Source organism: Providencia sp. PROV048 (assembly GCF_033688165.1).
Classification (GTDB): Bacteria; Pseudomonadota; Gammaproteobacteria; order Enterobacterales; family Enterobacteriaceae; genus Providencia; species Providencia hangzhouensis.
The window spans coordinates 1,426,617-1,451,856 of sequence record NZ_CP096360.1 but is presented as its reverse complement, the minus strand read 5'-3'; the positions used below and the strand labels follow the sequence as shown (position 1 = coordinate 1,451,856).

Sequence of the window (25,240 nt, the reverse complement as noted above, 5' to 3'; positions counted from 1 at the left end):
CCTTTCTATGATGACTGACAGCTACCCTAAATTGTGCGTTGCTGCCGCCATTAGGGCTTCAATTTCATCAGGGTCTTTCACGACTAAATCTGTTAAGTTTTCATTTCCGTTTTCGGTGATAACAATATCATCTTCGATACGTACACCAATACCGCGATATTGTGGTGGCACATCGGCATCTGGAGCAATATATAAACCAGGCTCAACAGTTAATACCATCCCCACTTCAAGTGTACGGTCGCGGTCTGTGCCATAAAAACCTACATCATGTACATCTAACCCTAACCAATGACTTAAACCATGCATAAAGAATGGCTGATATGCTTTGTTTTCGATCAATTGATCCACATCGCCTTGTAAAATTCCAAGTGCGACAAGACCTTCTGTTTTGATACGAACAATTTCACGAGTCACCTCATGAATACTGGTTCCCGGGCGGTATAGCTCTAACGCGGTATTTAACGCTTTAAGGACGATATCGTAAATTTCACGTTGCGCTTGGCTAAATTTACCATTTACTGGGAAAGTACGCGTGATATCCCCTGCATAGCCTTCAAATTCTGCCCCCGCATCAATCAAGACTAATTCGCCATCCTTCATTAGGCTCTCATTTTCGGTGTAATGCAAAATACAGGCATTTTCACCACTACCCACAATGGAGTTGTACGAAGGGAAACGTGCACCATGGCGAGTAAATTCGTGTTCTAACTCACCACAAAGTTGGTATTCATACATGTTAGGTCGGCAAGTTTCCATGGCTCTAACGTGTGCGAGAGCAGAAATTCGCCCAGCCATACGCAAGGTATTAATTTCTTCTTCTGACTTAAATAAGCGCATTTCATGGACAATCGGCCGCCAATCTACCAATGTTTGTGGCGCTCGTAAGTGACGGCGGCTGCCTTTACGTAAAATATCTAAGGCATCAAATACCAATTTATCGGCATAGGCAAACTCCCCCTGTGCATGATAAACCACATCGAGGCCGTTCAGTAATTGATAAAGTTGTTCTTCTATTTCATTGAAAGGTAACGCTTTGTCGATACCTAACTTTTCAGGTGCGGCGTCTTGGCCAAGGCGGCGACCAAACCAAATTTCAGCAGTTAAATCACGAACACGGTTAAAAAGAACAGAATGGCTATGTTTTTCATCGCTCTTAATCAACACTAATACGGCTTCAGGTTCGCTAAACCCCGTCAAATAAAGGAAATCACTGTGTTGACGGTACGGGTATTCGCAATCCGCATTACGCTGCGCAGGAGGCGCTGAGAAAATAATTGCTGCACTGCCTGGTTGCATTTGAGCCAATAATGCATTGCGACGAGAAATAAATTCCTGTTTATTCATACCGTTTTTGCCTTATTATCAGAATAATTAGATTGCTGAATATATTGCTTGTGTTTAACCAATCACATAACAACATACACTGGCGAAATGACTTAAAACTGGATACACCCCGTTTTCAAGCACTTAATTTTATCAATAATATAATATCGTCCGATAAAGTTAAGTGGCTTTGAAAACTCACGTTACACGTTAAAAGAAACTAATGAAGAACTGGCTTATCATTTTCTACTGCGGTTGGGCCTTGGCCTTTAGTTGGCTCAATCAATGCAATGTAACATAATTGCACCGCCACCCTGACATACTCCACCACTTCTTCTAACGCTTGCTCGAGTTCTTCTTGGTCTTCGTCTTCATCATAACCAAGCATACCAATATTGCGTAAATCTGTGATAACCTCGCTTATCTCTTTTTTATCAGCCAGTTTCGGTTGTGTAACACCAACACCTAATAAAAAGTGATTTACCCAGCCAGCTAGCGCATCAGCATGGTCAAAAACAGAAGCATCTTCGTCAGGAAATAGCATAGTAAATGCAAACTCGCTATCATCAAGTGCTTCAAACGTGGTATCAAAAAGTTCTCGCAGTGGCTGTGAAACGGTTTGTGGAAAAGCTAAACCATCGTTAGCAAGGTCATGGACTAACGTTTGCCAGCTTTGATCACGTCCCCCACCACAGATCAACCCGGTTATTAGACCATGGATCTCCGCGGCAGTAAGTGCGATTGAGTGCTGTTGCAGTAGTTTGTCCAGTGATTCATAGTTTGGTAAAGATTTTTGTATAGACATCTGAATTCGTCATGTTAGCTTATGATTCGTGATATGCTACCATCAAGGATAGCCGCTAGACCAGTATGCTTTTGTCTTATCTATTAATTGCGCCAAATATGATGTATTTATGGCGAGTATTATTCAGTATGGAGGTATCATGTCCGCACAACCTGTCGACATCCAGATTTTCGGGCGTTCAATGCGAGTTAACTGCCCATCAGAACAAAAAGAAGCCCTTCTTGAGTCGGCTAAAGAATTAGAACAACGCTTGCAAAATCTGAAAGATAGAAGCGGTGTGACCAATATGGAACAACTTATTTTTATCGTAGCATTGAACGTCTGTCACGAATTAGCACAAGAAAAGACAAAAACGCGTGATTATGCTTATAATATGGAAGAGAAAATAAAAATGTTGCAGCACACAATCGAACAAGCGTTGCACGATCAGGTGAAAATTACTGAGAGGCAGGTATTGCCCTTAGAGTAAATCTGCTTATTAATCAGACACTAGTAGAAAAAAATATACAAAATTAAGGTTGCATTTTAAATCTAGTTTCGTACAATGAAATCACTGAGTAACGATAAGTTCTCAAACCAAATTTCTCTGAGATGCGCGTGAGTGGGCGAGTCCCCTGAGCCGATATTTCAACTAAATAGAATGTGGTTATGGCGCTGGTGAGCATGCCTGATTCGCTCAGGAAGCCTAAAGGTTGCTAAACTGCGTTCACCTTGAACCAAGGGTTCAAGGGTTACAGCCTACAACGGCATCTTGGAGACCCTCAATTAAGTTCCTGCTTATTTTTCATTTGTTTTCTACATAACCTTTCATCTTGCGATATACTTCAAGTAATTTACTTTCTTGGTTAACTGTTTTTTATCGCATATATAACAGGTTATCACATGCAAGACTCCCTCTCGACCCAACGCCAGCAGGTACGTCAAACAATCCGCCAAGCACGTCGTCAATTAAGCGCTCAGCAGCAATATGACGCTGCGGAACAACTCATGCATAATGCATTAAACCACCCGAAAATAGCACAAGCCAACACGATTGCTTTGTTTCTTTCTTTTGATGGCGAAATTGATACTAAACCGCTCATTCATGCACTCTGGGCTGAAGGCAAACAAGTCTATCTCCCTGTTTTACATCCTTTTAGTCGTCACCATTTACTGTTTCTTCACTATCGCCCCGATAGCCAACTCGTTAAAAACCGATTTAATATTGATGAACCACCGCTTGATGTTAGAGATGTGCTACCACTTGAGAAACTGGATATCATGCTTATCCCATTAGTGGCATTTGATACTCAAGGGCAACGGTTAGGTATGGGAGGTGGGTTCTATGATAGGACTCTAGCAAATTGGCAAAAAACCGGTTTTTATCCAATTGGCCTTGCCCATAATTGCCAGCAAGTAGAAAAACTCCCCATCGCACACTGGGATGTTCCTTTACCCGAAATTATTACGCCGCAAAAAGTATGGCGCTGGTCATAAATACCCGCGCCATCATTTCACACAATTTTTAGCGTAGCTTAGAACAGTAAACGCGCACGAATGGTTCCAGGCAAATCTTTTAATTTCTGGAGTGCTTCATCTGTTTGGTTTGGCGTTTGCATTAATACATCAATAACCACATAACCTACGTTGCCTGATGTACGTAAATACTGGCCAACAACGTTAATGTTATTTTCAGTAAATACTTGGTTGATGCTGTTCAAAATACCTGGACGGTTTTCATGAATATGCAAGAAACGGTTGGTATCTTCAGTATGGACAGGCAGGGAAACTTCGGGGAAGTTAACCGCAGATAGTGTTGAACCATTATCTGAGTATTTCGCCAACTTACTAGCCACTTCTAACCCAATATTTTCTTGAGCTTCTTCTGTAGAGCCCCCAATGTGCGGCGTTAAAATCACATTATCGAACTTAATTAATTCAGAGATAAATGGGTCATTAGGGTCATTATTTGCAGCTGGCTCACTTGGGAATACGTCCACCGCAGCACCTGATAAATGTTTGCTTTCCAACGCGGCTGCCAGTGAAGGAATATCCACAACTGTTCCACGTGATGCGTTAATGAAAATAGAACCAGGCTTCATACGGTCGAATTGTTCTTTAGCAAACATATTCTTCGTACTTGGGGTCTCAGGGACATGTAAGCTAACCACATCGCTCATATTCAGAAGTTCAGTTAAAGAACGAACTTGAGTTGCATTACCTAATGGTAGTTTGTTTTCAATATCATAGAAGAAAACATTCATACCGATACCCTCAGCTAAGATCCCTAACTGAGTACCAATGTGGCCATATCCAACAATACCAAGACGCTTACCGCGTGCTTCAAAACAGCCTTTCGCTTGTTTTTCCCAAACACCACGGTGTGCTTGCATATTCGCTTCAGGAATACGACGCAGTAAAAGTAATAATTGGCCTAATACCATTTCTGCAACGGAACGTGTATTCGAAAATGGTGCGTTAAATACAGGGATACCGCGTTTTGCCGCAGCATCTAAATCAACTTGGTTGGTGCCGATACAAAAGCAACCCACTGCAACAAGTTTTTCTGCTGCTGCAAAAATTTCTTCAGTAAGATGAGTACGGGAACGGATACCTACAAAACGTGCATCTTTAATCGCTTCTTTTAATTCTTCGTCGGATAACGCACTTTTGTGATATTCAATATTGGTGTAGCCCGCAGCTTTTAAGTTATCAACCGCACTTTGGTGCACACCTTCTAGCAGTAAAAATTTAATTTTGTCTTTTTGCAAAGATACCTTAACCATTTCCCTACCCTATCGTGAACGTACTTAAGATTTATAACAGATGAACATATGTGTTTGCCTAACATAGCTCAAGAGAGATGACATCCATCTACCTTGAGCTATGAAGCGTATACCAACATAGCAAAAAATAGCGCAGTAGCAATACAACCGTTTGCTTAATGGATGCTAAAAAGCGCGAAGAAAAAGAAGTTAAATGGTAGAAAATCAGGGGTGATAACACAAAATAAGGATTTTTCCTGCACAATGCCTATTTGTGTGAGATATATCACCAAAATAGCTAGATATTAAAAAAAATAAAATAAATTTCAAATTGGTGATATTAATAAAACTGGTTAATTAATTTAGCTTCTATCAAATCATAAACTAATGACAAAATACCAGTAAGACAAAAAAACCAGTGGGTATAACTCCACTGGCTTATTAAAAAATTGAATACGATATAGATTATAACTTGATGGTTTTAACGCCTTCGTTTGCAGTTCCCATCAAGACGACGTCTGCACCACGATTCGCGAATAACCCAACGGTCACAACACCTGCAATCCCATTAATGGTATTTTCTAATGCCACTGGGTCAATAATATTTAAATTATGGACATCTAAAATCACATTACCGTTATCTGTAATCACATTTTGACGGTACTCTGGCGTGCCACCCAGTTTAACCAATTCACGTGCCACATAGCTACGCGCCATTGGGATCACTTCAATAGGCAGAGGGAATTTACCTAACACATCAACTAACTTAGATTCGTCAACGATACAAACAAAGGTTTTTGCAATTGCAGAAACAATTTTTTCACGTGTTAAAGCCGCACCACCGCCTTTGATCATATTCATGTGGTGGTCAACTTCATCAGCGCCATCAACATAAACATCTAAGGAATCCACTTCATTGCAATCAAATACCGTAATACCCAATGATTTTAATTTTTGAGTTGATGCTTCTGAACTTGATACCGCACCTTCTATTTGACCTTTCATTGTTGCTAATGCATCAATGAAGTGTGAAGCTGTCGAGCCCGTTCCAACACCAACAATAGTGCCCGGTTTTACGTAATCAAGTGCTGCCCAACCTACCGCTTTTTTTAATTCGTCCTGAGTCATGCTCATGCCTTTTAAGATTTAATTGAGTCGTGATTAAGGTTATTAATAACTAGTATATACCGGACACCCAATAAGTTGCAGCTTTGTTCGCTGTATTTATGTCACGGTTCTTGGGATTTAGGCCACAACAATAATATTTTTAAGTGTTATTTGTAAAAATATGGCATAGTGCTTGGTAGAATAACAACAAGGAGATCTTTTTGATGAAGCGCCCTGACTATCGCGCATTACAAGCACTGGATGCCGTTATCCGTGAACGCGGCTTTGAGCGCGCAGCTCAAAAGCTCTGCATCACGCAATCTGCTGTGTCACAACGTATAAAGCAGTTAGAAAACCTATTTGGGCAGCCACTACTTGTGCGTACCGTTCCGCCACACCCAACTGAACAAGGGCAAAAACTGCTAGCATTGCTTCATCAAGTCGAATTGTTAGAAGAACAATGGTTAGGTGATGAAAATAGTGGTTCCACCCCTTTATTGCTCTCACTTGCCGTCAACGCCGACAGCTTGGCAACTTGGTTTCTTCCAGCCCTAAACCCTGTATTAGGCAACAGCCCTATTCGGCTAAATATTCAGGTAGAAGATGAAACCCGAACCCAAGAACGTTTAAGACGTGGTGAAGTGGTAGGCGCTATCAGTATTCAACCCCAAGCATTACCGGGTTGCTTGGTCGATAAACTTGGCGCACTAGACTATATTTTTGTCGCGTCACCTGGCTTTGCAGCGAAATATTTCCCCGATGGGGTGACTCGCTCTTCGTTATTAAAAGCGCCTGCGGTTGCTTTCGACCATTTAGACGATATGCACCAAGCCTTTGTGCAACAAAACTTTGGGTTGTCGCCCGGCAGTGTTCCATGCCATATCGTGAACTCCTCAGAGGCCTTTGTACAGTTAGCGAAACAGGGCTCTACCTGCTGTATGATCCCACATTTGCAGATAGCAAGTGAATTAGCGAATGGTGAGTTGGTTGATTTAACACCAGGGCTATGTCAGCGACGCATGCTTTATTGGCACCGCTTCGCACCTGAAAGCCGTACAATGAAAAAAGTGACTGACGCCCTATTAAAAACTGGGCGCCAGATGTTAAAACAAGAAGATGAACCCGCAAAAAACTAGCGTTTTAATTCAAATACCACATCAACTTGGTCATTAAAATCAATACTCTGTTGTTCATAAGTCTCATCAATCTTGAGGTCTTGAGCAACAGAGGCTTTCATCGCCTCACCATAATTTCTTGTTGCCATTGGATATGGCACCGCAGCTGGCGCATTATAGTTAATGCTATACACTGGGCCTAACTGAACATTAAAGCCTTTCGCTAAGAGATTAGCTTGTTCTGTCGCATTTTTAATCGCTTGAGACCGTGCTTCATCACGATACTGTTGCGGATTAGCCACACCAAACTGTACTGAGTTGATTTCATTGAGACCTGCGGCTAAAGCACCATCTAACAAGACATTAAGTTGGTCTAATTTCTTCACTTTCACTTCAACAGAACGTGTTGCCGTGTAGCCTTCGATGGTTGATTTTTGTTTCACACTACTGTAATCATATTTAGGCTGAGTTCGCACATTTGCTGCATTAATATCTTCTTTTTCAATACCGTTTTTCTTAAGAAACTCAAAATACTCCGCAACTCGCTTATCGACCCCGGCTTTCGCAGCCGCCGCATCTTTAGCAGTCACTTCCACCTGAATATTCAGCGTCGCCATATCAGGTGTCGCTTTCACTATTGCATTACCCGAAGTCGTAATGTGTGGACCATTAGGTAACGGGTCAGCCAATGACATGGTAGGAACCGCAGCACCTGCTACCATCGCAGCTAAAACTAAAGATTTTAATTTCACAGAACCTCCCAAGGCAATTATTTATCGCTAAAAAAGGGATAATTGGTAATAAACTATCCCTGAGCTCAATTTAACAGTAACACATGAAACAAAAAGTACAGTCAGAATAATGAGAAATTAAACGTTATTGCTTGTCTGTTGAAGATATATTGTTATTGAGAAAGCAAACCTAGTCCTTTAAGCCCCTGTATAGCGAGTTGAAATGCAATAAACCACATCACGCTACCGACAAAAATGTTAATAATGCGCTGTGAACGCGGTTTATTTAACACGGGTGAAAACCAAGCTGCAAGTATCGCTAACGCAAAAAACCATACAAAAGAAGCCGTTAATGCTCCAGCCGTAAACCAAGGTCTCAGCTGGCTTTCTAATTGGCCTCCCACACTACCCAATACAACGAAAGTGTCTAAATAAACATGAGGATTCAGCCAAGTGACGGCAAATAGTGTGACAATCACTTTCCATCTTGTGATAGCACGGCTTTCTGTTTGAAGTATGACCTCATCAGGGCTGAGTGCTGTCCGAAACGCACCATAGCCATACCATAGAAGAAATGCTACGCCTGCCCATGTAATCAATTGCATTAATATTTCAGACTGGCTTAATAAAGCGCTCCCACCAAAAACACCTGCGATAATTAAAACGGTATCACTTAAAGCGCATAATAATGCACTCATTAAATGAAACTGCTTCCGGCTTCCTTGTTGTAAGACAAAAGCATTCTGCGGCCCTAAAGGTAATATCATCGCTGCACCCAACAGTGCACCCTGTAAATAGATCGAAAACATGCATTAACTCCAACTTTTTATTCAATTAATATGCATGGATATTAACGAGAAAAAATTATTAGTTGAAATGATTAAGTCTAATAGGTCATAAGTATCACTTATAACTAAAAACGGCTCGGTAAGAAAAATATAGGGGTGAGAAATGAATAAGAGCCCATCGAAGACAGGCTCTTATTTTCAGTGAAACTGCTGAATATGACTTCTAAATATTACTCTGCAGAATCTTGCTTGGTAGGCGCATTTTGTTTATGAACATGAACATCCATTTGTGGGAATGGGATACCAATATTATGTTTATCCAATGCTCGCTTAAACTCTTCTAGCAAGTCCCAATACACAGGCCATGCATCACCATTGGTGGTCCAAAAACGCACTAAATAATTTAATGACGATGGTGCCATATCATGTAAACGGATAGTAACGCCTTTAGCATGCTGAATACGGCTATCTGCGGCGACGATATCACCTAATACTTTTTTCACCACATCAATATCAGAATCGTAAGCAACACCTACAATAATATCTTGACGACGGTTAGGCTCACGACTGGTATTAATAATGTTATCGGCAATGATTTTTCCATTAGGAATAACAATAATACGGTCATCTGCGGTTCTTAGCGTAGTTGAAAATATTTGTACATTTTGTACTGTACCTTCAACGGCACCAATTGAAACATACTCCCCCGCTTTTAGTGGCCTAAATACCACCAGCAACACACCTGCGGCAAAGTTACCCAGCGAGTTTTGTAATGCTAAGCCAACAGCTAAACCGGCCGCCCCCATTACCGCAATCACAGAGGCTGTTTGTACGCCAACTTTCCCTAATACAGCAATTAAGGTGAATGCAACAATGGTATAGCGCGCTATCGCTGATAAAAAGTCACTCACTGTTGAATCAATGCCTTTCATAGTCATCACGCGATGCAAACCACGTCCGACCCATTTTGCAATCATCATCCCGACAATTAAGATAACGATAGCAGACACGATATTTACAACATACTGAACTAACAGATCTTGGTTTGCCACAAACCAATTCGTTGCTTCATTCAACGCGCCTGTAACATCATCAGTATTCATATATATTGCCCTTTAAAATCCAATTATCAAAATTAATCCCAGCCAATTAATCTTTAACTAAGCGTTTAACGGCTGGCCGTACACTGCAAATAATAGCGGTGATTTATTGAAATACAAAACAAATCACTAAATAAAATTATTTTATCTATTTTCTATAACAAAAAGACGATAATCTTTTAACATTAACAGAAAGTCATCAGTGCCGCAAAATGCAACACTTTCATTATCATAATAACTCATTCCCTCTTCCAACCCTTCAGTTTCAAATGATAATTGGTTGGCGCGGATCATCACTTCTTCATCATCAAGCAACAATGTATATTCGTGGCCAATAAGCTCCCATTGTTTTTCACTACCTTTAATTTTTTCGTAGTTTTCTTCAATAGCATCTAACAGACTAAGGTCGTTTTTAACCTCTTCATTAAGCCAATATCCAATAGCCTCATGATCCATCGAGAATTTAGCGGAGATAGCTCCGGTGATATCTTGGAAAAATTGGTAGTCCATATGCAGTCCCTCTACTCTTGCGTTATTGAACCTAGTATAACGCGAGTCAAACCGCTTTGTTGAGAGGTATTACCAACAGAAAAAATAAAATTGAGTAAAGCACCGATTTCAACACATAAGCTACGTAATTCACTTAATATTAAATAAGAAAATAATTAAAATATTCATAATTAAAACAATAGGAGCTCTAATGATCAATCGCTTAGACCATATAGTGCTAACCACAACTAACCTTGATGCCTGCATTGACTTTTACCAACGGGTGTTAAAAATGGAAGTTATTACCTTTGGTGAACAGCGTTATGCGTTATGTTTTGGACAGCAAAAAATCAATATCCACCAATATGGAAAAGAATTTGAACCCAAAGCCCACTTGCCTGTACCAGGTGCGCTCGATTTATGTTTTATTAGCGATATACCGCTGTGTGATGTGCAAAAGCATATTGAACAACAAGGTGTAAAAATTATCGAAGGGCCAGTTAATCGGACTGGTGCAACTGGAGCAATTAGATCTATTTACTTACGTGATGTCGATTTAAATTTAATCGAAATTTCTGAATATATTTAGCAAATACACCCAATTAAAAAGGCCCCTAACATTAGGAGCCTCCGTTATTAATATTACCTTATTACACCGCTGTTTGGAAAATCACGCCATCCGCTTTTTCGGTATATTGTGATAACTGGTCAAAGTTCAGGTAACGGTATGTATCCGCCGCTGTTTCATCGACCTTATCCATAAACTGCAGATATTCTGCTGGCGTTGGTAAACGACCTAACAAAGAAGCTACCGCTGCCAGTTCTGCTGATGCGAGGTAAACATTCGCACCTGTTCCTAAACGGTTAGGGAAGTTACGCGTTGAAGTGGAAACGACCGTCGCTCCGTCAGCTACACGCGCCTGGTTACCCATACACAATGAACACCCTGGAACTTCAATACGTGCACCACTCTTACCAAACACGCTGTAGTAACCTTCTTCGGTTAATTGCGCTGCGTCCATCTTAGTTGGCGGCGCAACCCATAAACGTGTTGGTAATTGGCCTTTGTGGGAATCCAATAACTTACCTGCTGCACGGAAGTGGCCAATGTTTGTCATACAAGAACCGATGAAGACCTCATCAATTTTCTCGTTTTGCACATCAGACAATAAACGTGCATCATCTGGGTCATTTGGTGCACACAGAATTGGCTCTTTGATATCATTGAGGTTAATTTCAATCACTGCCGCGTATTCCGCATCTGCATCACCTTCCAGCAGTTGTGGGTCCGCTAACCAGCTTTCCATTCCTTTGATACGGCGTTCGATAGTACGGCGATCACCATAACCTTCGGCTATCATCCACTTTAATAGAACGATATTCGATTGCAGGTATTCGATAATTGGCGCTTTATCTAATTTGATAGTACAACCCGCCGCTGAACGCTCTGCTGACGCATCCGCTAATTCAAACGCTTGTTCGACTTTCAGCTCAGGTAAGCCTTCAATTTCTAAGATACGGCCAGAGAAAATGTTTTTCTTACCTTTTTTCTCTACGGTCAATAGGCCGTCTTTGATTGCATATAGTGGAATTGCATGGACGAGGTCACGTAAAGTGATACCCGGCTGCATTTCACCTTTAAAGCGAACCAATACTGACTCAGGCATATCCAGTGGCATAACACCTGTCGCCGCAGCAAATGCGACTAAACCTGAACCCGCAGGGAATGAAATACCAATTGGGAAACGCGTATGTGAGTCACCACCTGTACCAACGGTATCTGGCAGTAACATACGGTTTAACCATGAGTGGATAATACCATCTCCCGGACGAAGAGAAACACCGCCACGGTTCATGATAAAATCAGGTAAGGTATGGTGTGTTGTCACATCAACAGGTTTTGGATACGCTGCTGTATGGCAGAATGACTGCATGACTAAATCTGCTGAGAAACCAAGGCAAGCTAGGTCTTTCAGTTCATCACGGGTCATCGGCCCGGTTGTATCTTGTGAACCTACAGAGGTCATTTTTGGCTCACAATATTCGCCAGGGCGAATACCTGGGCGACCGCAAGCACGACCAACCATTTTTTGTGCTAATGAGAAACCACGATTGCTTTGTGCAACGGATTTCGCGTGACGGAATACATCTGTCGCTTCTAAGCCCAGTGATTCACGTGCTTTATTGGTTAAGCCACGGCCGATAATCAGCGGAATACGACCACCTGCACGCACTTCGTCAATCAACACATCTGTTTTTAATTCAAATGTTTCTAGCAGTTCGCCCGTTTCGTGGTTACGAACTTCACCTTTAAATGGATAGATATCAATCACATCGCCCATATTCAGTTTAGAAACATCCACTTCAATCGGTAATGCGCCCGCATCTTCCATCGTATTAAAGAAGATTGGTGCAATTTTGCCGCCTAATACCACCCCACCGCCACGTTTATTTGGCACAAATGGGATATCGTCACCCATAAACCACAGCACGGAGTTAGTGGCTGATTTACGAGAAGAACCGGTACCGACGACGTCACCCACGTAAGCTAATGGGAAGCCTTTTTTATTTAATGCATCAATTTGCTTGATTGGACCAACATTACCCGCATCGTCTGGTTCAATACCATCGCGTGCGTTTTTCAGCATTGCTAACGCGTGTAATGGGATATCTGGACGTGACCATGCATCAGGCGCTGGCGATAAGTCATCTGTGTTAGTTTCACCCGTAACTTTGAACACAGTTACGGTCATTTTTTCAGCTAACGCAGGACGCTCTTTGAACCACTCGGCATCCGCCCATGATTCAATAACTTGTTTAGCGTGAACATTTCCCGCTTTCGCTTTTTCTTCTACGTCGTAGAAGTTATCAAACATCAGTAAGGTGTGGGAAAGTGCTTTAGCGGCGATTGGCGCCAGTTTTTCGTCATCCAACGCTTCAATTAGTGCGTGAATGTTATATCCACCCTGCATAGTACCTAACAGTTCAATGGCTTTTTCAGGGGAGATAAGAGAAGAGGAAGTTTCGCCTTTAGCTATCGCGGCTAAAAATCCAGCTTTTACGTACGCTGCTTCATCAACACCAGGAGGGACGCGGTTGGTCAGCAGGTCTAACAGGAAATCTTCTTCACCTTTGGGTGGGTTTTTGAGTAACTCTACCAGTGCAGCTACTTGTGACGCATCTAATGGCTTAGGGACAATCCCTTGAGCGGCACGCTCGGCTACGTGCTTACGGTATTCTTCTAGCACGACGTTCTCCTCGCTTCTTTGTTATTTATATACCCGGCTCTCTGCACCATACTGACAAAATTATCATCCGGTGCCAGGTCAGAGGAATTTGCTCGCATAATCTCAATGGCGGTAAAATTATGCCCAGCTTCGGGCGATCAGCATAGCAGAATTTAAACGTAATGTTAATTCATTCACAAGAAAGCAACATTTAACTACTAACTTTACGCCTTAACACTTCATTACTGGCTATTTTTCAGCTTAAGATACTATTAATCATCGTAAAACGCCGAAAAAACCATACGTTTTATAATGCATTTTAAAATTTAAAGCACCCTAATTAGTGCCTTTTTTCATCAGCTATCACAAATTATATTTTTTATCGCAATTTTATTTATATTACTAATTGATAAGGTAAATCATTGCGATTGGTTTTAATTTATTTAAATGTTTTAATGGATTTTACTTCCCTTTTAAACCAATTAAATTGCCAAATGGGTCTTCAAGTTGGCACATTCGATTGTTACCATCTATTAACATTGGCCCGCGATACAGTTTTGCCCCTAGTTGAGTGAAATGCTCAAAAGCCAAATCAAAATCATCGACTTGCCAATACAATACAGTCCCTTTTTTACCCTCACTGACTTTTTTATCCGCTTGCACCACTTCTATCGTGAAGTCTCCGACATGCAGTAAGGTAAAATCAAATTCAGGCAAGTATTCTGCCTTTGCTTGTGGGAAAGCTTGCTGATACCAAGCCAATCCCGCTTGAACATCAGGTACATGAATTAAAATTGCAGTAGGTTTTAGTTCCATAGCGCTTTCTTATTGATATGTATTATTTTGTTTTATCTACACGAATGATTGAAAGTTAGTAGATGTAGATAAGGTGTAAACAATAGCCAAACCAGCGTTTGCTTACACCTTTAGTATCATCAAGTCAGATCATATTGCGTGTTTTTCTGATAAATAACGAAGAATGGCTGATATATTTTTTAAGTTATACTTTATAAGTAATTCATTTTCTTTAGCTTTACATAGCATCTCATAATCAGCTTCTAACTGCCCAATATCTAACTGAGTAGGCTCATTGTAAATATCATAAATAGATTCAGAAGGCACATTCCAATAAAAATCTGCATCTAAGTCTATATTATCCATTCCCTGTACTTTCATCTCTTTGAAAATGGCTACTATAGCCTCTTCCAGTAGACTCAGTTCTATTTTCATATTTTAACCTTTACCATTCTTAATTTCATTTATGTTCTTTTCAAATGTTTTAATTTATATTTCTAAACATTTAGTTAGTCATCAATAATATTAATTTCTTTATCAATTAACCGACCAAAATCTTCACTTTGTGAAATTACTGTGATGGTTTTCTGTATTAATTCCTCAATACTAGCTTGGAGCTGTTCTGGAATTAAACATTCAACATCGTCCAATTCGCAACCTAGGTTAATTATCCCTATTAATTTTTCATCTGAACCCATTTGTTCGAGTAGTTTAGCCAAATAAGGTTTGAAAACAAATCATTCTGCCTCATCAATCGATATCAAATTTTTATCTAATGCAGTTAATACACCTAAAGTTAATAAGCTTATAAATTTGCTCGTCTGTTTATCACTAATACTATAATTAAGCCTAGTCACCTCTTACTCCAACCACATTTAATTTTCACATTAATGACTCTGCCACTTTGGTTCCCCCACGCTAAAAATGGAGGAACCAACCTGCTTATGCGGAAATTAAACTAAAGGTTCTAAACGTAAAAGATGATCTTTAGCTTTCTCTATCAATAATAAAAATTCACTGTAATTAAATTCTAAAAAATCCGAGTCAGGATAAATAATAATTTTTACCTCTTTCTTATCTTCAGACAGTGAAATTTCCCCCCACTGAACATCATTAAAAGAGAGCTCAGCATATAAATCATCTCGGCTTAAAGAACTTCCAACACTGTATTCCAACATAAAATCCCCCCATCAATCATTTGCAAACATTATGGCTCTCTAAAACCAATAAATTTCTTACCATCTATACTAAATCTTAATACCCGACCATCAGGTGATTTAGCATCAATCACTTCAATTCTTTTCCTATTTTCATAAATAGTTCTAGGTCTTATTATTACATTTGGATTATCTAATATTTCATCGATTAATGCTCTAGCTTCCTGATTCAATACTGAAGCTTTTTGGTTGGAATATGAGTATGCAGAGCCTTCCCTACCCCCATGCTTTTGGAGCGTTCTGCCAGCATTTGTTAAACCATTGCGATTGATTTCTGATGCTGCTTGCTTTAGTTCTTCTTTAGAAGGAAGACCATTATTTTTTATAGAGAACTCATCAGGTTCCCACCCCTCCGGTCCTCCTGCCCTAGAGCCCCCTACCTTTACTTTATCTGAATTTGATAACTCTTTTCCAACATTTGGATTTTTTGCTGCTTTATCTAAATCATTTGAGCAGCTCATGCCAAAAGAGCAATCAAACGTTTCCGCTAGGCCATCACGTATTGCCTAAGGTAGCCACTCCCCCTCCAGACTGTTGATTATACGGCTAGCTGAGGGGGAGTAAAGCGGCTAAGGAGATCCCTGCACAGAACTGGACTCTCTCTTTAATTACTTTAAACTACAAAACCATCAACCCAACCATCTCTATCTAGAACTTCTTCACTAATACTAAACCCATCAGGGTAATCTATGAATCCAGGTTGATTAGATACCTTGTCTTGAGCCTTTTGAGCAAGTTCAAAACTTGAATAAATTCCAATGAATTACCTTTTCCGTATTTAGCATCTAGTAACCTTTCGGCAAATTTATTGCCATTTTCACCCACTAATAGTTTTTCTCCTTTAGCCCAACTAGGTACATCTTTAGCTCCTTCTTTACCACTAATTCCCGGTTTAGGTACCTGTGGTTTTTCTGAAAGAAGAGCTATATCGTCTAACTTAAAGGTGTCTATCAAGTCGGTGGCTATTCAGTTTAAATAAATTAAAGATGCCTTACAGGCAGTTGATTATCTGGATAATTAAGCAATTCTTTGTATATGAGAGGAACGAACTTAAACCAGCTCAGATAGAAAATTTAGGATCCCATATATTTTCCGGATTCATCTTTCCATAAAATCGCTGGCATTTCATAAAAATAGAAGTTCAAGTCGTCATCATCTTTTGCTTTAGCATTTTCAGGCCAGTGCTGTTCAAGATAATTAACAATTTCTTGACTATTAGCATTCCAATACGGAACAACTCTACCTAAAGGGTCATCTGGAGAACAAAATTTAATTACTTGCTCATCTAATAACGCTTTTATCATAGAGAAAAATATAATCCTATGTTCATAGAAAGATTTGTTTGGATTCCAACCAACGATTGAACCAAACAACCCTGATAGCCATAGCCCTTTTGCATCACTAATAATTTCATCAAAATGCACAACTTTTTCCATATTAGAGGATAACCTGTTAATTGCAGCCTCAAAACTAGCCTTCCACGACTTTAATTTCTCTATCAACCAGCCGCCCAAAGGTTTCACTTTGTGAAATTACGGTGATGCTTTTCTGTATTAACTCATCAATGCTCGCTTGGAGCCGTTCTGGAATTAAACATTCCATAGATAGAATCTGCCCTTGATGGTTCTACGTCCATTCTACTGTCCCATCTTTAAGTATCCAAACGGCTCCGCCAGGGCATTCTTCATCAAAAAACCAAAACTGATCAATTAATTGCTCTTCTGTTTCTGGAAATGCAGTATAGAAGCACTGTAATTGTTCATCTATTGAACCACTTAAAAATTTACCATACTTAGCTAATTTTAACTTTCCATCACGTAGTAACTTGTCTAAGAACCAAAAAAATATTTTTTTCCTTTCCTGAAAAGGAAAATTATCATACATAGCATGGAGCGAAGGAAGCATATCTGGCGTGAGATACGCCCATAACCCATCAAGGGCTTGGGTTTCAGCGTATTCAGCAATAGTTTTATATTCAATATTTGATATCATCTTATTTATTACCTAAACTTGATCTCTGCGTTTCTTCCAAGACCGTTCTCTACTTGGCGTAAAGTTGGATTATTTCTTATTTGGACTGTCCAGCGAGCACCTGTTTGTGCTGCCGAACTAGATACGCTCCTAAGGGTTATCATTGTACCATCAGTTAGTTTGGCAGTATAAATACCATCTTTTACCTTAGTTAGGGGTTGAGCAGCTAATTGTTCAGCATAATTATATATCTGTTGGCCTGTTAAGTTTTGACTATCATAAATCCTCGTTGAATAACGATTTCCTCCTACACCTTGTTTAATTGTTTGACCGTCAATAGTTATAGTCTGAGAAGGCGAGTCTTTATCATAAACCCTCGCTAATTCTTCAAAATTCTTTTGTTGCTGTTTGCCGTTTGTGTAGCTTGCGTATTTAAACCAACGCCATGAGATAATGTAGGAACATTCGGTGTGGGAACGGCAAATACACTACTTTGGGCTATTTTCAGCTTATTTAATTCATTTAAATTAAACTGAATTTTATCCGTGATACTTTTATGTTGTCTCTTAATTTCGAGCAATTGATTTCTAGCATCACGGTCAGCTCGCTTATTAACCGCATCTATATATAGATCTATATTATCAAAAGGAAATCTCGGTATACCGGGTATATTATCGTCAAAATCCTCTGCGAGGAGCCTGTCCCTATCTTCAATTGTGCGAAATTTAAAGATTGCTGAAATTTTTAAATTTGAGGAGTCTGAAGATTGAAAATGCCATTTGTATGTACAAGGATATTTTTGTGGATCAATGATAAATTTCCAGCCAGGCGATTTTTCAATCTCCGCAATATCCTTTCTTAAGGTAATTAAATTATTTTCAATTGATATTTGTTTAGATTTTAAATCATTTTTAATTGTAGTAGAATAATCTTGAAAAGCATCGATTTTGTGATTATTAACATCATCATGGATATCAGCTAGTTTTATATTATCATAAAGATTTTCATGTAAAATACTTTTTAATTTTTCATACCTCCCAGTTAAATCAATATCTTCATGAGCATTATCATAATTATTAAAACAATCATTGAAATGCGGTCTAGGGTTACTTCCCCATACCGTTATTGTACCTAGGTCTGTCACACCATCCATAAACTAACTTCCTTATTAGTTATAAAAAACAGAATAAAGAAATTAGAATTTAATATTTTTATAGTCAACTAACCGTTATCATTAATAAAGATTCGACCATTTAAAATTAAAAGCGTATTACTTATAAAATGATTAATATCTATTTTAATCAATAATAGAAAAGAAACATGTGACTAATTGTTTATATTCACAAAAACAAAAAAAGCCAATGAGTTTCCACATTGGCTTCAATTCGCTTTAGTGATAAACAGCATACTAGAGATACTATTTATCTATGCGATTAAAGAAAATTATTTTTTCTTTTTCGCTTTTGCGTTTGGTAAATCAGTAATGCTACCTTCGTAAATCTCAGCAGCCATACCGAATATTCCCTAAGGTAGCCACTACCCCTCACGTTCCAAACCAGACAACTAATCATCCCGTTAGCTGACAGCGAGTAAGACCGTTAATTCAGATCCCTGTGTAGAGCAAGGATTTTTACTCATTCAGTAAAAATTCATTGTTTCTTTAATGTATCTCTGGCTTCAATCAATATTGAAATTAGATCATCTAAAGGCATTTTAGCTGTAAAACCGTGGGATAAATCTGAACCAAATAGTTCAATTTCTAAATTATCTACACCTTTATCTTGATTAATTTCTGCAACCCGCTCCCAATTTAATTGAACCTCTAACGTTAGATTCTCATATTCCATTGGACTTGAAAAAAATAGTTCTAATTTATTATCTTTCATTTTATTGCCTTCTTTGGGTCTAGCACAGTATTAAATGAGCCATCCGCATTATATCTAACGCCTTTTCCACTAGGCAAACGATATTCAAACGCACCACCACCTAAATCGTTTCGAACTACTTTAGGATCTTTAAAGATTTCTCGGATGAAATTTTCGGCAGCAGCATTTTTTTGCGCTGGATTACCATTTAAGGGTTCAAAAACGCCACTGGGTCTAGCCGCATGCTTGTCCCATGCTCTCACAGCTGAGGATAAGCACGATTGTAGTGTACTAAAGAAGCAGTGGTCAAAACCAGAAAGTATACAATGGGTTCCCCCCAACCGAGGTAAACCAAACCCCAGCCCACAACTCATGTTAAGCGGCAAGTGATTGAGTGAGTTTGGGTTTAAGGTGAGTAACCACATACCCTCACTCACCAAGCCGGACAGTTGATCATCCGGTTGGCTGAGAGCGAGTAAAATGATTGAGGTAAGAGACTAAAATTTGTTGGCATAGTGGCTCTTTAAATAGCCACTATGCCATTATTTTTTATAGATCTTTGTACCTATCAGGAAGGTATTTTCTATGTTCCATTGATTTCATTAAATTTTTTAGATCTGTCAAGTAATGTGATAACTCTTGTTTATTTGAACATTCCGTTTTTTCATATATTTGCTCATCAGATAAATGAGTTAAAACGTAATTTAAGCAATCTGTATAAATTACAACTTCCGATTCAGATAAACGAATATCAAATAAAGTTACATCCGCTTCTGGTATGTAATTAATTTTTAGTATATCCATCCTACCACCTCACATAATCAGAAAATTTTTCTTTAAATTCATCTGGTTTTTCATTACTAGGTCTATTCCATCGCCCATCTCTAGTACGTTGAGCCGTATTTCTATCACTATTTTTAAATGACGAGACCACTTCTCCATCAGGCTCAATTAGATGTATTCTTCCGTCATTACCTTTTACAACCCAACGACCATCATCTTGTATTAAGATATCTGAAGGCCTCGATTTTTGAACATCATTAATGACTGAACTGACTGGACGCCCCTCTTTATTTCTGATTCCCGCATGTTCACCTTGTGTAATCTTGTTTAAATAGGCGAGGTTATCTAAAGATAGAGTATCAGGAATAGATGTTCCAGGCAGTTTTTCGATCGGTTCTGGAAGCTGGTTTCCACCCGTATCAATTTTTCCTTGTTCGGGTATTTGGTTTCCGCTTGTATCCGTCCGGCCTTGCTCAGGTATTTGGTCGCCACCAGTATGAAATTTCTCAACATTTGAATTATTTGCTGCTTTATCTATATCATTTGAACAACTCATGCCAAAAGAGCAATCAAACGTTTCCGCTAGGCCATCACGAATATTACCTAATGCCTTTTCGATACCTTTTGCAATACTGCTATCTTCTGTTTGTGTTACTTGTGAATTTGAACCAACACCATGAGGTAATGTAGGAACATTCGGAGACGGAATAGCAAATATACTACTTTGAGTAAAGTTGAGTTTATTCAAATTCTCTGTATTAACATCAATGGCATTAATTAATCTGCTATGTAAATATTTAACAGAAGTAATACTTTCTCTTGCCGACTTATCAAGTATCTCTCCATCTCCATCTCCATCTCCATATTTATAATTGTCATTCAAACTGTCTAGATAGGTATTCTCATTATACCCAATTAAAAAGCTATCTAGCTCAGCTGAGGTTTTATACTCTTTGCTGATTAATCTGCCAGATATCATTATCTCTTGTACAAAAGGGTATTTCTCTGGATTATTTAAAAACTTTCATTCATTAAATCCTTCAACTTTTTCCAAAAATAATTTTTGTTTCTCGATATGCTCTTTAATTATTTCCTTTTTAGTCTCAATATTTTCTTTTGATGATAAATCAACCTTTCCATTTTTATCTAATAAAGACTCAATATCTATAGGAGTAGCCATGTATTCACAATATGACATGTAATCCATAAAATCATTTAGAGCGTGATACCATTCAGGTGAAACGTCATGTCTATAACTTTCAAGACAACTATTATATCCTTCATAATATCCATCACCAAAATATAAAGCGGTATTATCCTCAACAGGTAATCGAGTTCCTATTACAGTCATTGAATCCACATGACTCATATTTGTCATAATCTAATTTCCTTATTAGCATTAAAATATTGCAATAAGGAAAATAAAATTTAATTTTTTTATAGTCAACTAAGTGGTATCATTCAAATAATACAAAAAATCAGAATTAAATAATAATATTAAAAAGTATTTAATTACTTAGTTAATGACTAAAAATAAGAATTAGTAGATTAAATAAAGTTCTCCCTTTATTTTTAAATAAATATAAAAAAGCCAACGTGTTTCCACATTGGCTTCAATTCGCTTTGGTGATAAACAGCATACTAGAGATACTGTTTATCTGTGCGATTAAAGAAAATTATTTTTTCTTTTTCGCTTTTGCGTTTGGTAAATCAGTAATGCTACCTTCGTAAATTTCAGCAGCCATACCGATTGATTCATACAGTGTTGGGTGAGCATGGATAGTTAATGCTAAATCTTCAGCATCACAACCCATTTCAATTGCTAGGCCGATTTCGCCCAGTAATTCACCACCGTTCACACCGACAACAGCCCCACCGATAACACGGTTAGATTGTTTGTCGAAAATCAGCTTAGTCATACCTTCGGCGCAATCAGATGCAATTGCACGGCCTGATGCTGCCCATGGGAAAGTCGCAACTTCGTAGCTGATATTTTGTTCTTTCGCTTCTTTCTCAGTTAAACCAACCCATGCAACTTCTGGCTCAGTATAAGCGATTGATGGGATCACTTTCGGGTCAAAGTAATGTTTCAGACCAGAGATAACTTCTGCGGCAACGTGCCCCTCGTGAACACCTTTGTGAGCCAACATTGGCTGGCCAACGATATCACCGATAGCGAAGATATGAGGAACGTTAGTGCGCATTTGCTTATCGACATGGATAAAGCCACGGTCATCAACTTCAACGCCAGCTTTGCCTGCATCCAAGTTTTTACCATTAGGAACACGGCCGATTGCCACTAATACAGCATCGTAACGTTGCGGCTCTGCGGAAGCTTTTTTGCCTTCCATAGAAACGTAGATACCGTCTTCTTTCGCTTCAACGGCTGTTACTTTAGTTTCTAACAGAAGATTGAATTTTTTACTGATTTGTTTGGTGAATACTTTAACCACATCTTTGTCAGCCGCTGGGATGACTTGGTCAAACATTTCAACCACATCGATTTGAGAACCCAGTGCATGATACACAGTTCCCATTTCTAAACCGATGATACCCCCACCCATAACCAGCAGACGCTCAGGAACTTCTTTCAGTTCTAATGCATCGGTTGAGTCCCAAATACGTGGGTCTTCATGTGGAATGAATGGTAATTGAATTGGACGGGAACCCGCAGCAATAATTGCGTTATCGAAATTGATAGTTGTGCTACCGTTTTCACCTTCAACAACCAGCGTGTTGGCACCTGTGAATTTACCGAAGCCGTTAACTACGTTAACTTTACGGCCTTTAGCCATACCAGCCAGACCACCCGTCAGCTGATTAATCACTTTTTCTTTCCATAAGCGAACTTTGGAAATGTCAGTTTTTGGCTCACCAAAAACGATGCCGTGTTCTGCTAAAGCTTTTGCTTCTTCGATCACTTTTGCAACATGGAGTAAAGCTTTAGAAGGAATACAACCAACGTTTAAACAAACACCACCAAGGGTTGAATAACGTTCTACTAAAACAGTTTCTAAACCTAAGTCAGCGCAACGGAAAGCCGCAGAATAGCCTGCAGGGCCTGCACCAAGCACAACGACTTGGGCTTTAATTTCAGTACTCATCATGACCTCTTTTTGTTTTGTCCAGCGGTACTGCTGAATAAACGATCTTCCACTGGAAAAGTACACACCGAGAGCAGTTTACAGAATTGTTAACACCCTGAAAAGGCTCATTTCGTGATGTAACTCCCAACCTTTCGTAGCAGCAGCAAAAAATTCTGCCTCAGCCTAAATAAAACAGACCGGCCTATTCGCCGGTCTTATTATTTACATCACTAAACGGCGAATATCGCTCATTAATTGCCCTACTAGGGTGATGAAGCGAGCTCCATCAGCACCATCGATTACACGATGGTCAAAGGACAGTGACATTGGCAGGATTAGGCGAGGAACAAATTCGCTACCATTCCAAACAGGTTTCATTGAAGAACGTGACAGTCCCATAATTGCAACTTCTGGTGCATTCACGATAGGTGCAAAACCGGTAGTTCCGATACCACCAAGGCTTGAAATCGTGAAGCAACCACCTTGCATATCAGACGCAGTCAGTTTACCTGCACGCGCTTTCTTAGAAACTTCCATCAGTTCGCGAGATAGCTCTAAAATGCCTTTTTTGTTAACGTCTTTGAAGACAGGAACAACTAAGCCATTTGGAGTATCTACGGCAATACCGATGTTAATATATTTTTTCAGGAACAGACGCTGTGCATCTTCAGAAATGGAGCTATTAAAGCGTGGCATTTCTTCCAGAGCACGAGCAACAGCTTTCATGACAAAAACTAATGGTGTGATTTTCACATCCAGTTTTTTCTTCTCAGCTTCTTTGTTTTGTTGCTTACGGAATTCTTCAACTTCAGTGGTATCCACTTCTTCCATCAGCGTAACGTGCGGGATCATTACCCAGTTACGGCTCAGGTTAGCACCAGAGATTTTTTGGATACGACCCAGTTCAACTTCTTCAACTTCACCGAATTTACTGTAATCCACTTTCGGCCATGGCAGCATACCTGGTAAACCACCACCCGCAGCTGCAGGAGCTTCCGCACGTTTTACGGCATCTTTCACGTAAGCTTGAACGTCTTCACGCAGGATACGGCCCTTACGACCTGTACCTTTAACTTTCGCTAAGTTAACACCAAATTCACGCGCTAAGCGGCGAATAACCGGTGTTGCATGGATATATGCGTCGTTTTCAACAAATTCAGTTTTGCTGTCAGTTGCTTTCGCTGGCGCTGCTTGTGCAGGAGCTGCCGCTGGAGCCGGAGCAGACGGTTGAGCTGCTGGAGCCGCTGCAGGCGCTGCACCTGCCACTTCAAAAGTCATGATCAGCGAGCCAGTTTTCACTTTATCGCCAGTCGCAATCTTGATTTCTTTAACTGTTCCAGCAAATGGCGCAGGAACTTCCATTGACGCTTTGTCACCTTCAACGGTAATGATTGATTGCTCAGCAGAAACGGTATCACCCACTTTTACCATGACTTCAGTGACTTCAACTTCATCACCACCGATATCTGGAACGTTAACATCTTTAATTGCTGATGCTGCTGGAGCCGCTGGTGCAGCAGCTTGTGCAGCTGGAGCCGCCGCAGGTGCTGCGCCTGCAACTTCAAAGACCATAATCAATGAGCCGGTTTTAACTTTATCACCGGTTGCAATTTTGATTTCTTTAACCGTTCCAGCAAATGGTGCAGGAACTTCCATTGAAGCTTTGTCACCTTCAACAGTAATTAAAGATTGCTCAGCTTCTACTTTGTCACCGACTTTAACCATAATTTCAGTAACTTCAACTTCATCGCCACCGATATCTGGAACAGCAACATCTTTAGATGCAGCTGCGCTTGGCGCTGCCGCTGGAGCTGTAGGGGCTTCTGCAGGAGCAGGCGCTGCTGCACCCGCCTCCGCTTCGAATACCATGATTAATTTGCCTGTTGTCACTTTATCGCCAACAGCAATTTTAATTTCTTTTACCACACCCGCTTGTGGAGATGGGACTTCCATAGAAGCCTTATCACCTTCAACGGTAATAAGCGATTGCTCAGCTTCTACTTTGTCGCCAACTTTAACCATCACTTCGGTGACTTCAACTTCATCAGCACCGATATCAGGCACTTGGATTTCAATAGACATTGATTTTTACCT

The 25,240-nt window shown here is 39.7% G+C and carries 30 protein-coding genes, 1 other RNA gene and 1 pseudogene; 5 read left to right on the top strand and 27 right to left on the bottom strand.

All coding sequences use genetic code 11. The features are described 5' to 3' along the window. Window positions 1–21: 21 nt before the first annotated feature. Complete coding sequence (pepP, locus tag M1F26_RS06235) at window positions 22–1,344, bottom strand: Xaa-Pro aminopeptidase (RefSeq protein ID WP_004261898.1); 1,323 nt, start codon at window positions 1,342–1,344, stop codon at window positions 22–24. A gap of 199 nt (window positions 1,345–1,543) precedes the next feature. Beyond that, on the bottom strand, window positions 1,544–2,128 hold the full coding sequence (locus M1F26_RS06230; RefSeq protein ID WP_094962992.1) for a YecA family protein: 585 nt from the start codon (window positions 2,126–2,128) through the stop codon (window positions 1,544–1,546). A 139-nt stretch (window positions 2,129–2,267) separates the two neighbouring features. On the opposite strand from M1F26_RS06230, the gene zapA reads away from it, so the two are divergent. The 3 genes from zapA (at window position 2,268) to M1F26_RS06215 (ending at window position 3,604) form a co-directional block, all read left to right on the top strand. After that, complete coding sequence (gene zapA, locus M1F26_RS06225; RefSeq protein ID WP_004913067.1) at window positions 2,268–2,597, top strand: cell division protein ZapA; 330 nt, start codon at window positions 2,268–2,270, stop codon at window positions 2,595–2,597. 111 nt (window positions 2,598–2,708) lie between these two features. After that, a non-coding RNA gene (ssrS, locus tag M1F26_RS06220) (6S RNA) lies at window positions 2,709–2,890 on the top strand. A 120-nt stretch (window positions 2,891–3,010) separates the two neighbouring features. Further along, window positions 3,011–3,604: a 5-formyltetrahydrofolate cyclo-ligase gene (locus tag M1F26_RS06215; protein ID WP_140170992.1), complete on the top strand. Its 594-nt coding sequence runs from the start codon at window positions 3,011–3,013 to the stop codon at window positions 3,602–3,604. 38 nt (window positions 3,605–3,642) lie between these two features. Here the strand turns inward: M1F26_RS06215 and serA are convergent, their stop codons facing one another. Further along, window positions 3,643–4,893 carry a phosphoglycerate dehydrogenase gene (serA, locus tag M1F26_RS06210; RefSeq protein ID WP_136135326.1) on the bottom strand — a complete coding sequence of 417 codons (1,251 nt, stop codon included), beginning with the start codon at window positions 4,891–4,893 and terminating at the stop codon, window positions 3,643–3,645. 444 nt (window positions 4,894–5,337) lie between these two features. After that, window positions 5,338–6,000 (bottom strand): ribose-5-phosphate isomerase RpiA, encoded by a 663-nt coding sequence (gene rpiA, locus M1F26_RS06205; RefSeq protein ID WP_140170994.1) that lies wholly within the window; start codon window positions 5,998–6,000, stop codon window positions 5,338–5,340. 203 nt (window positions 6,001–6,203) lie between these two features. On the opposite strand from rpiA, the gene M1F26_RS06200 reads away from it, so the two are divergent. After that, entirely contained in the window at window positions 6,204–7,115 is a 912-nt protein-coding gene (locus M1F26_RS06200; RefSeq protein WP_004261934.1) for a LysR family transcriptional regulator ArgP, read from the top strand. Here M1F26_RS06200 and M1F26_RS06195 read toward each other — a convergent pair. The 4 genes from M1F26_RS06195 to M1F26_RS06180 form a co-directional block, all read right to left on the bottom strand. Then, on the bottom strand, window positions 7,112–7,846 hold the full coding sequence (locus tag M1F26_RS06195) for an oxidative stress defense protein (protein ID WP_140170996.1): 735 nt from the start codon (window positions 7,844–7,846) through the stop codon (window positions 7,112–7,114). The genes M1F26_RS06200 and M1F26_RS06195 overlap by 4 nt on opposite strands. A gap of 152 nt (window positions 7,847–7,998) precedes the next feature. Beyond that, window positions 7,999–8,634 (bottom strand): arginine exporter ArgO, encoded by a 636-nt coding sequence (gene argO / locus M1F26_RS06190; protein ID WP_140170998.1) that lies wholly within the window; start codon window positions 8,632–8,634, stop codon window positions 7,999–8,001. A 209-nt stretch (window positions 8,635–8,843) separates the two neighbouring features. Further along, window positions 8,844–9,716: a small-conductance mechanosensitive channel MscS gene (mscS, locus tag M1F26_RS06185; protein WP_140171000.1), complete on the bottom strand. Its 873-nt coding sequence runs from the start codon at window positions 9,714–9,716 to the stop codon at window positions 8,844–8,846. A gap of 141 nt (window positions 9,717–9,857) precedes the next feature. Next, window positions 9,858–10,223: a YacL family protein gene (locus tag M1F26_RS06180; RefSeq protein ID WP_140171001.1), complete on the bottom strand. Its 366-nt coding sequence runs from the start codon at window positions 10,221–10,223 to the stop codon at window positions 9,858–9,860. A 190-nt stretch (window positions 10,224–10,413) separates the two neighbouring features. On the opposite strand from M1F26_RS06180, the gene M1F26_RS06175 reads away from it, so the two are divergent. Further along, a complete protein-coding gene (locus tag M1F26_RS06175) occupies window positions 10,414–10,791 on the top strand; it encodes a VOC family protein (protein ID WP_140171003.1) in 378 nt (125 codons plus the stop codon). Window positions 10,792–10,852: 61 nt separating this feature from the next. On the opposite strand, the gene acnB is transcribed toward M1F26_RS06175, so the two are convergent. From acnB to aceF, 19 genes and pseudogenes are all read right to left on the bottom strand, one after another. Continuing rightward, window positions 10,853–13,450 carry a bifunctional aconitate hydratase 2/2-methylisocitrate dehydratase gene (gene acnB, locus M1F26_RS06170; RefSeq protein WP_140171005.1) on the bottom strand — a complete coding sequence of 866 codons (2,598 nt, stop codon included), beginning with the start codon at window positions 13,448–13,450 and terminating at the stop codon, window positions 10,853–10,855. Window positions 13,451–13,891: 441 nt separating this feature from the next. Beyond that, a complete protein-coding gene (locus M1F26_RS06165) occupies window positions 13,892–14,245 on the bottom strand; it encodes a VOC family protein (protein WP_140171007.1) in 354 nt (117 codons plus the stop codon). A gap of 129 nt (window positions 14,246–14,374) precedes the next feature. After that, window positions 14,375–14,659, bottom strand: a complete 285-nt coding sequence (locus M1F26_RS06160) for a hypothetical protein (protein ID WP_094962985.1) — start codon at window positions 14,657–14,659, stop codon at window positions 14,375–14,377. A 74-nt stretch (window positions 14,660–14,733) separates the two neighbouring features. Next, window positions 14,734–14,922, bottom strand: coding sequence for a DUF3969 family protein (locus M1F26_RS06155; RefSeq protein WP_237451585.1), 189 nt, complete (start codon window positions 14,920–14,922; stop codon window positions 14,734–14,736). Window positions 14,923–15,177: 255 nt separating this feature from the next. Further along, on the bottom strand, window positions 15,178–15,402 hold the full coding sequence (locus tag M1F26_RS06150) for a hypothetical protein (protein ID WP_004261965.1): 225 nt from the start codon (window positions 15,400–15,402) through the stop codon (window positions 15,178–15,180). Window positions 15,403–15,431: 29 nt separating this feature from the next. After that, complete coding sequence (locus M1F26_RS06145; RefSeq protein ID WP_140171010.1) at window positions 15,432–15,902, bottom strand: hypothetical protein; 471 nt, start codon at window positions 15,900–15,902, stop codon at window positions 15,432–15,434. A gap of 226 nt (window positions 15,903–16,128) precedes the next feature. Next, the gene (locus M1F26_RS06140) at window positions 16,129–16,395 is read right to left on the bottom strand and encodes a hypothetical protein (RefSeq protein WP_094962982.1); all 267 of its coding nucleotides are present in this window, start codon (window positions 16,393–16,395) and stop codon (window positions 16,129–16,131) included. Between the two features lie 119 nt (window positions 16,396–16,514). Next, on the bottom strand, window positions 16,515–16,877 hold the full coding sequence (locus tag M1F26_RS06135) for a hypothetical protein (RefSeq protein WP_094962981.1): 363 nt from the start codon (window positions 16,875–16,877) through the stop codon (window positions 16,515–16,517). Window positions 16,878–16,911: 34 nt separating this feature from the next. Continuing rightward, window positions 16,912–17,043, bottom strand: coding sequence for a hypothetical protein (locus M1F26_RS06130; protein WP_255254425.1), 132 nt, complete (start codon window positions 17,041–17,043; stop codon window positions 16,912–16,914). Window positions 17,044–17,067: 24 nt separating this feature from the next. Continuing rightward, window positions 17,068–17,433 carry a DUF596 domain-containing protein gene (locus tag M1F26_RS06125; protein ID WP_094962980.1) on the bottom strand — a complete coding sequence of 122 codons (366 nt, stop codon included), beginning with the start codon at window positions 17,431–17,433 and terminating at the stop codon, window positions 17,068–17,070. A 358-nt stretch (window positions 17,434–17,791) separates the two neighbouring features. Beyond that, window positions 17,792–18,565: a hypothetical protein gene (locus tag M1F26_RS06120; RefSeq protein WP_140171012.1), complete on the bottom strand. Its 774-nt coding sequence runs from the start codon at window positions 18,563–18,565 to the stop codon at window positions 17,792–17,794. Between the two features lie 290 nt (window positions 18,566–18,855). Next, a pseudogene (locus M1F26_RS19995) lies at window positions 18,856–18,927 on the bottom strand (dihydrolipoamide dehydrogenase); the annotation flags it as partial. A gap of 134 nt (window positions 18,928–19,061) precedes the next feature. Continuing rightward, window positions 19,062–19,298 (bottom strand): hypothetical protein, encoded by a 237-nt coding sequence (locus M1F26_RS06115; protein ID WP_004265618.1) that lies wholly within the window; start codon window positions 19,296–19,298, stop codon window positions 19,062–19,064. Continuing rightward, window positions 19,295–19,702 carry a hypothetical protein gene (locus M1F26_RS06110; protein ID WP_180359478.1) on the bottom strand — a complete coding sequence of 136 codons (408 nt, stop codon included), beginning with the start codon at window positions 19,700–19,702 and terminating at the stop codon, window positions 19,295–19,297. Before M1F26_RS06110 ends, M1F26_RS06115 begins: the two co-directional genes overlap by 4 nt. 124 nt (window positions 19,703–19,826) lie before the next feature. Continuing rightward, complete coding sequence (locus M1F26_RS06105) at window positions 19,827–20,081, bottom strand: hypothetical protein (protein ID WP_004265621.1); 255 nt, start codon at window positions 20,079–20,081, stop codon at window positions 19,827–19,829. Between the two features lies 1 nt (window position 20,082). Then, window positions 20,083–21,039 (bottom strand): hypothetical protein, encoded by a 957-nt coding sequence (locus tag M1F26_RS06100; RefSeq protein ID WP_318837659.1) that lies wholly within the window; start codon window positions 21,037–21,039, stop codon window positions 20,083–20,085. Window positions 21,040–21,084: 45 nt separating this feature from the next. Next, window positions 21,085–21,438 (bottom strand): hypothetical protein, encoded by a 354-nt coding sequence (locus tag M1F26_RS06095; RefSeq protein WP_140171013.1) that lies wholly within the window; start codon window positions 21,436–21,438, stop codon window positions 21,085–21,087. Between the two features lie 298 nt (window positions 21,439–21,736). Then, on the bottom strand, window positions 21,737–23,164 hold the full coding sequence (gene lpdA / locus M1F26_RS06090; protein WP_094961375.1) for a dihydrolipoyl dehydrogenase: 1,428 nt from the start codon (window positions 23,162–23,164) through the stop codon (window positions 21,737–21,739). A gap of 204 nt (window positions 23,165–23,368) precedes the next feature. Further along, on the bottom strand, window positions 23,369–25,228 hold the full coding sequence (gene aceF / locus M1F26_RS06085; protein WP_004261981.1) for a pyruvate dehydrogenase complex dihydrolipoyllysine-residue acetyltransferase: 1,860 nt from the start codon (window positions 25,226–25,228) through the stop codon (window positions 23,369–23,371). Window positions 25,229–25,240: the final 12 nt, after the last annotated feature.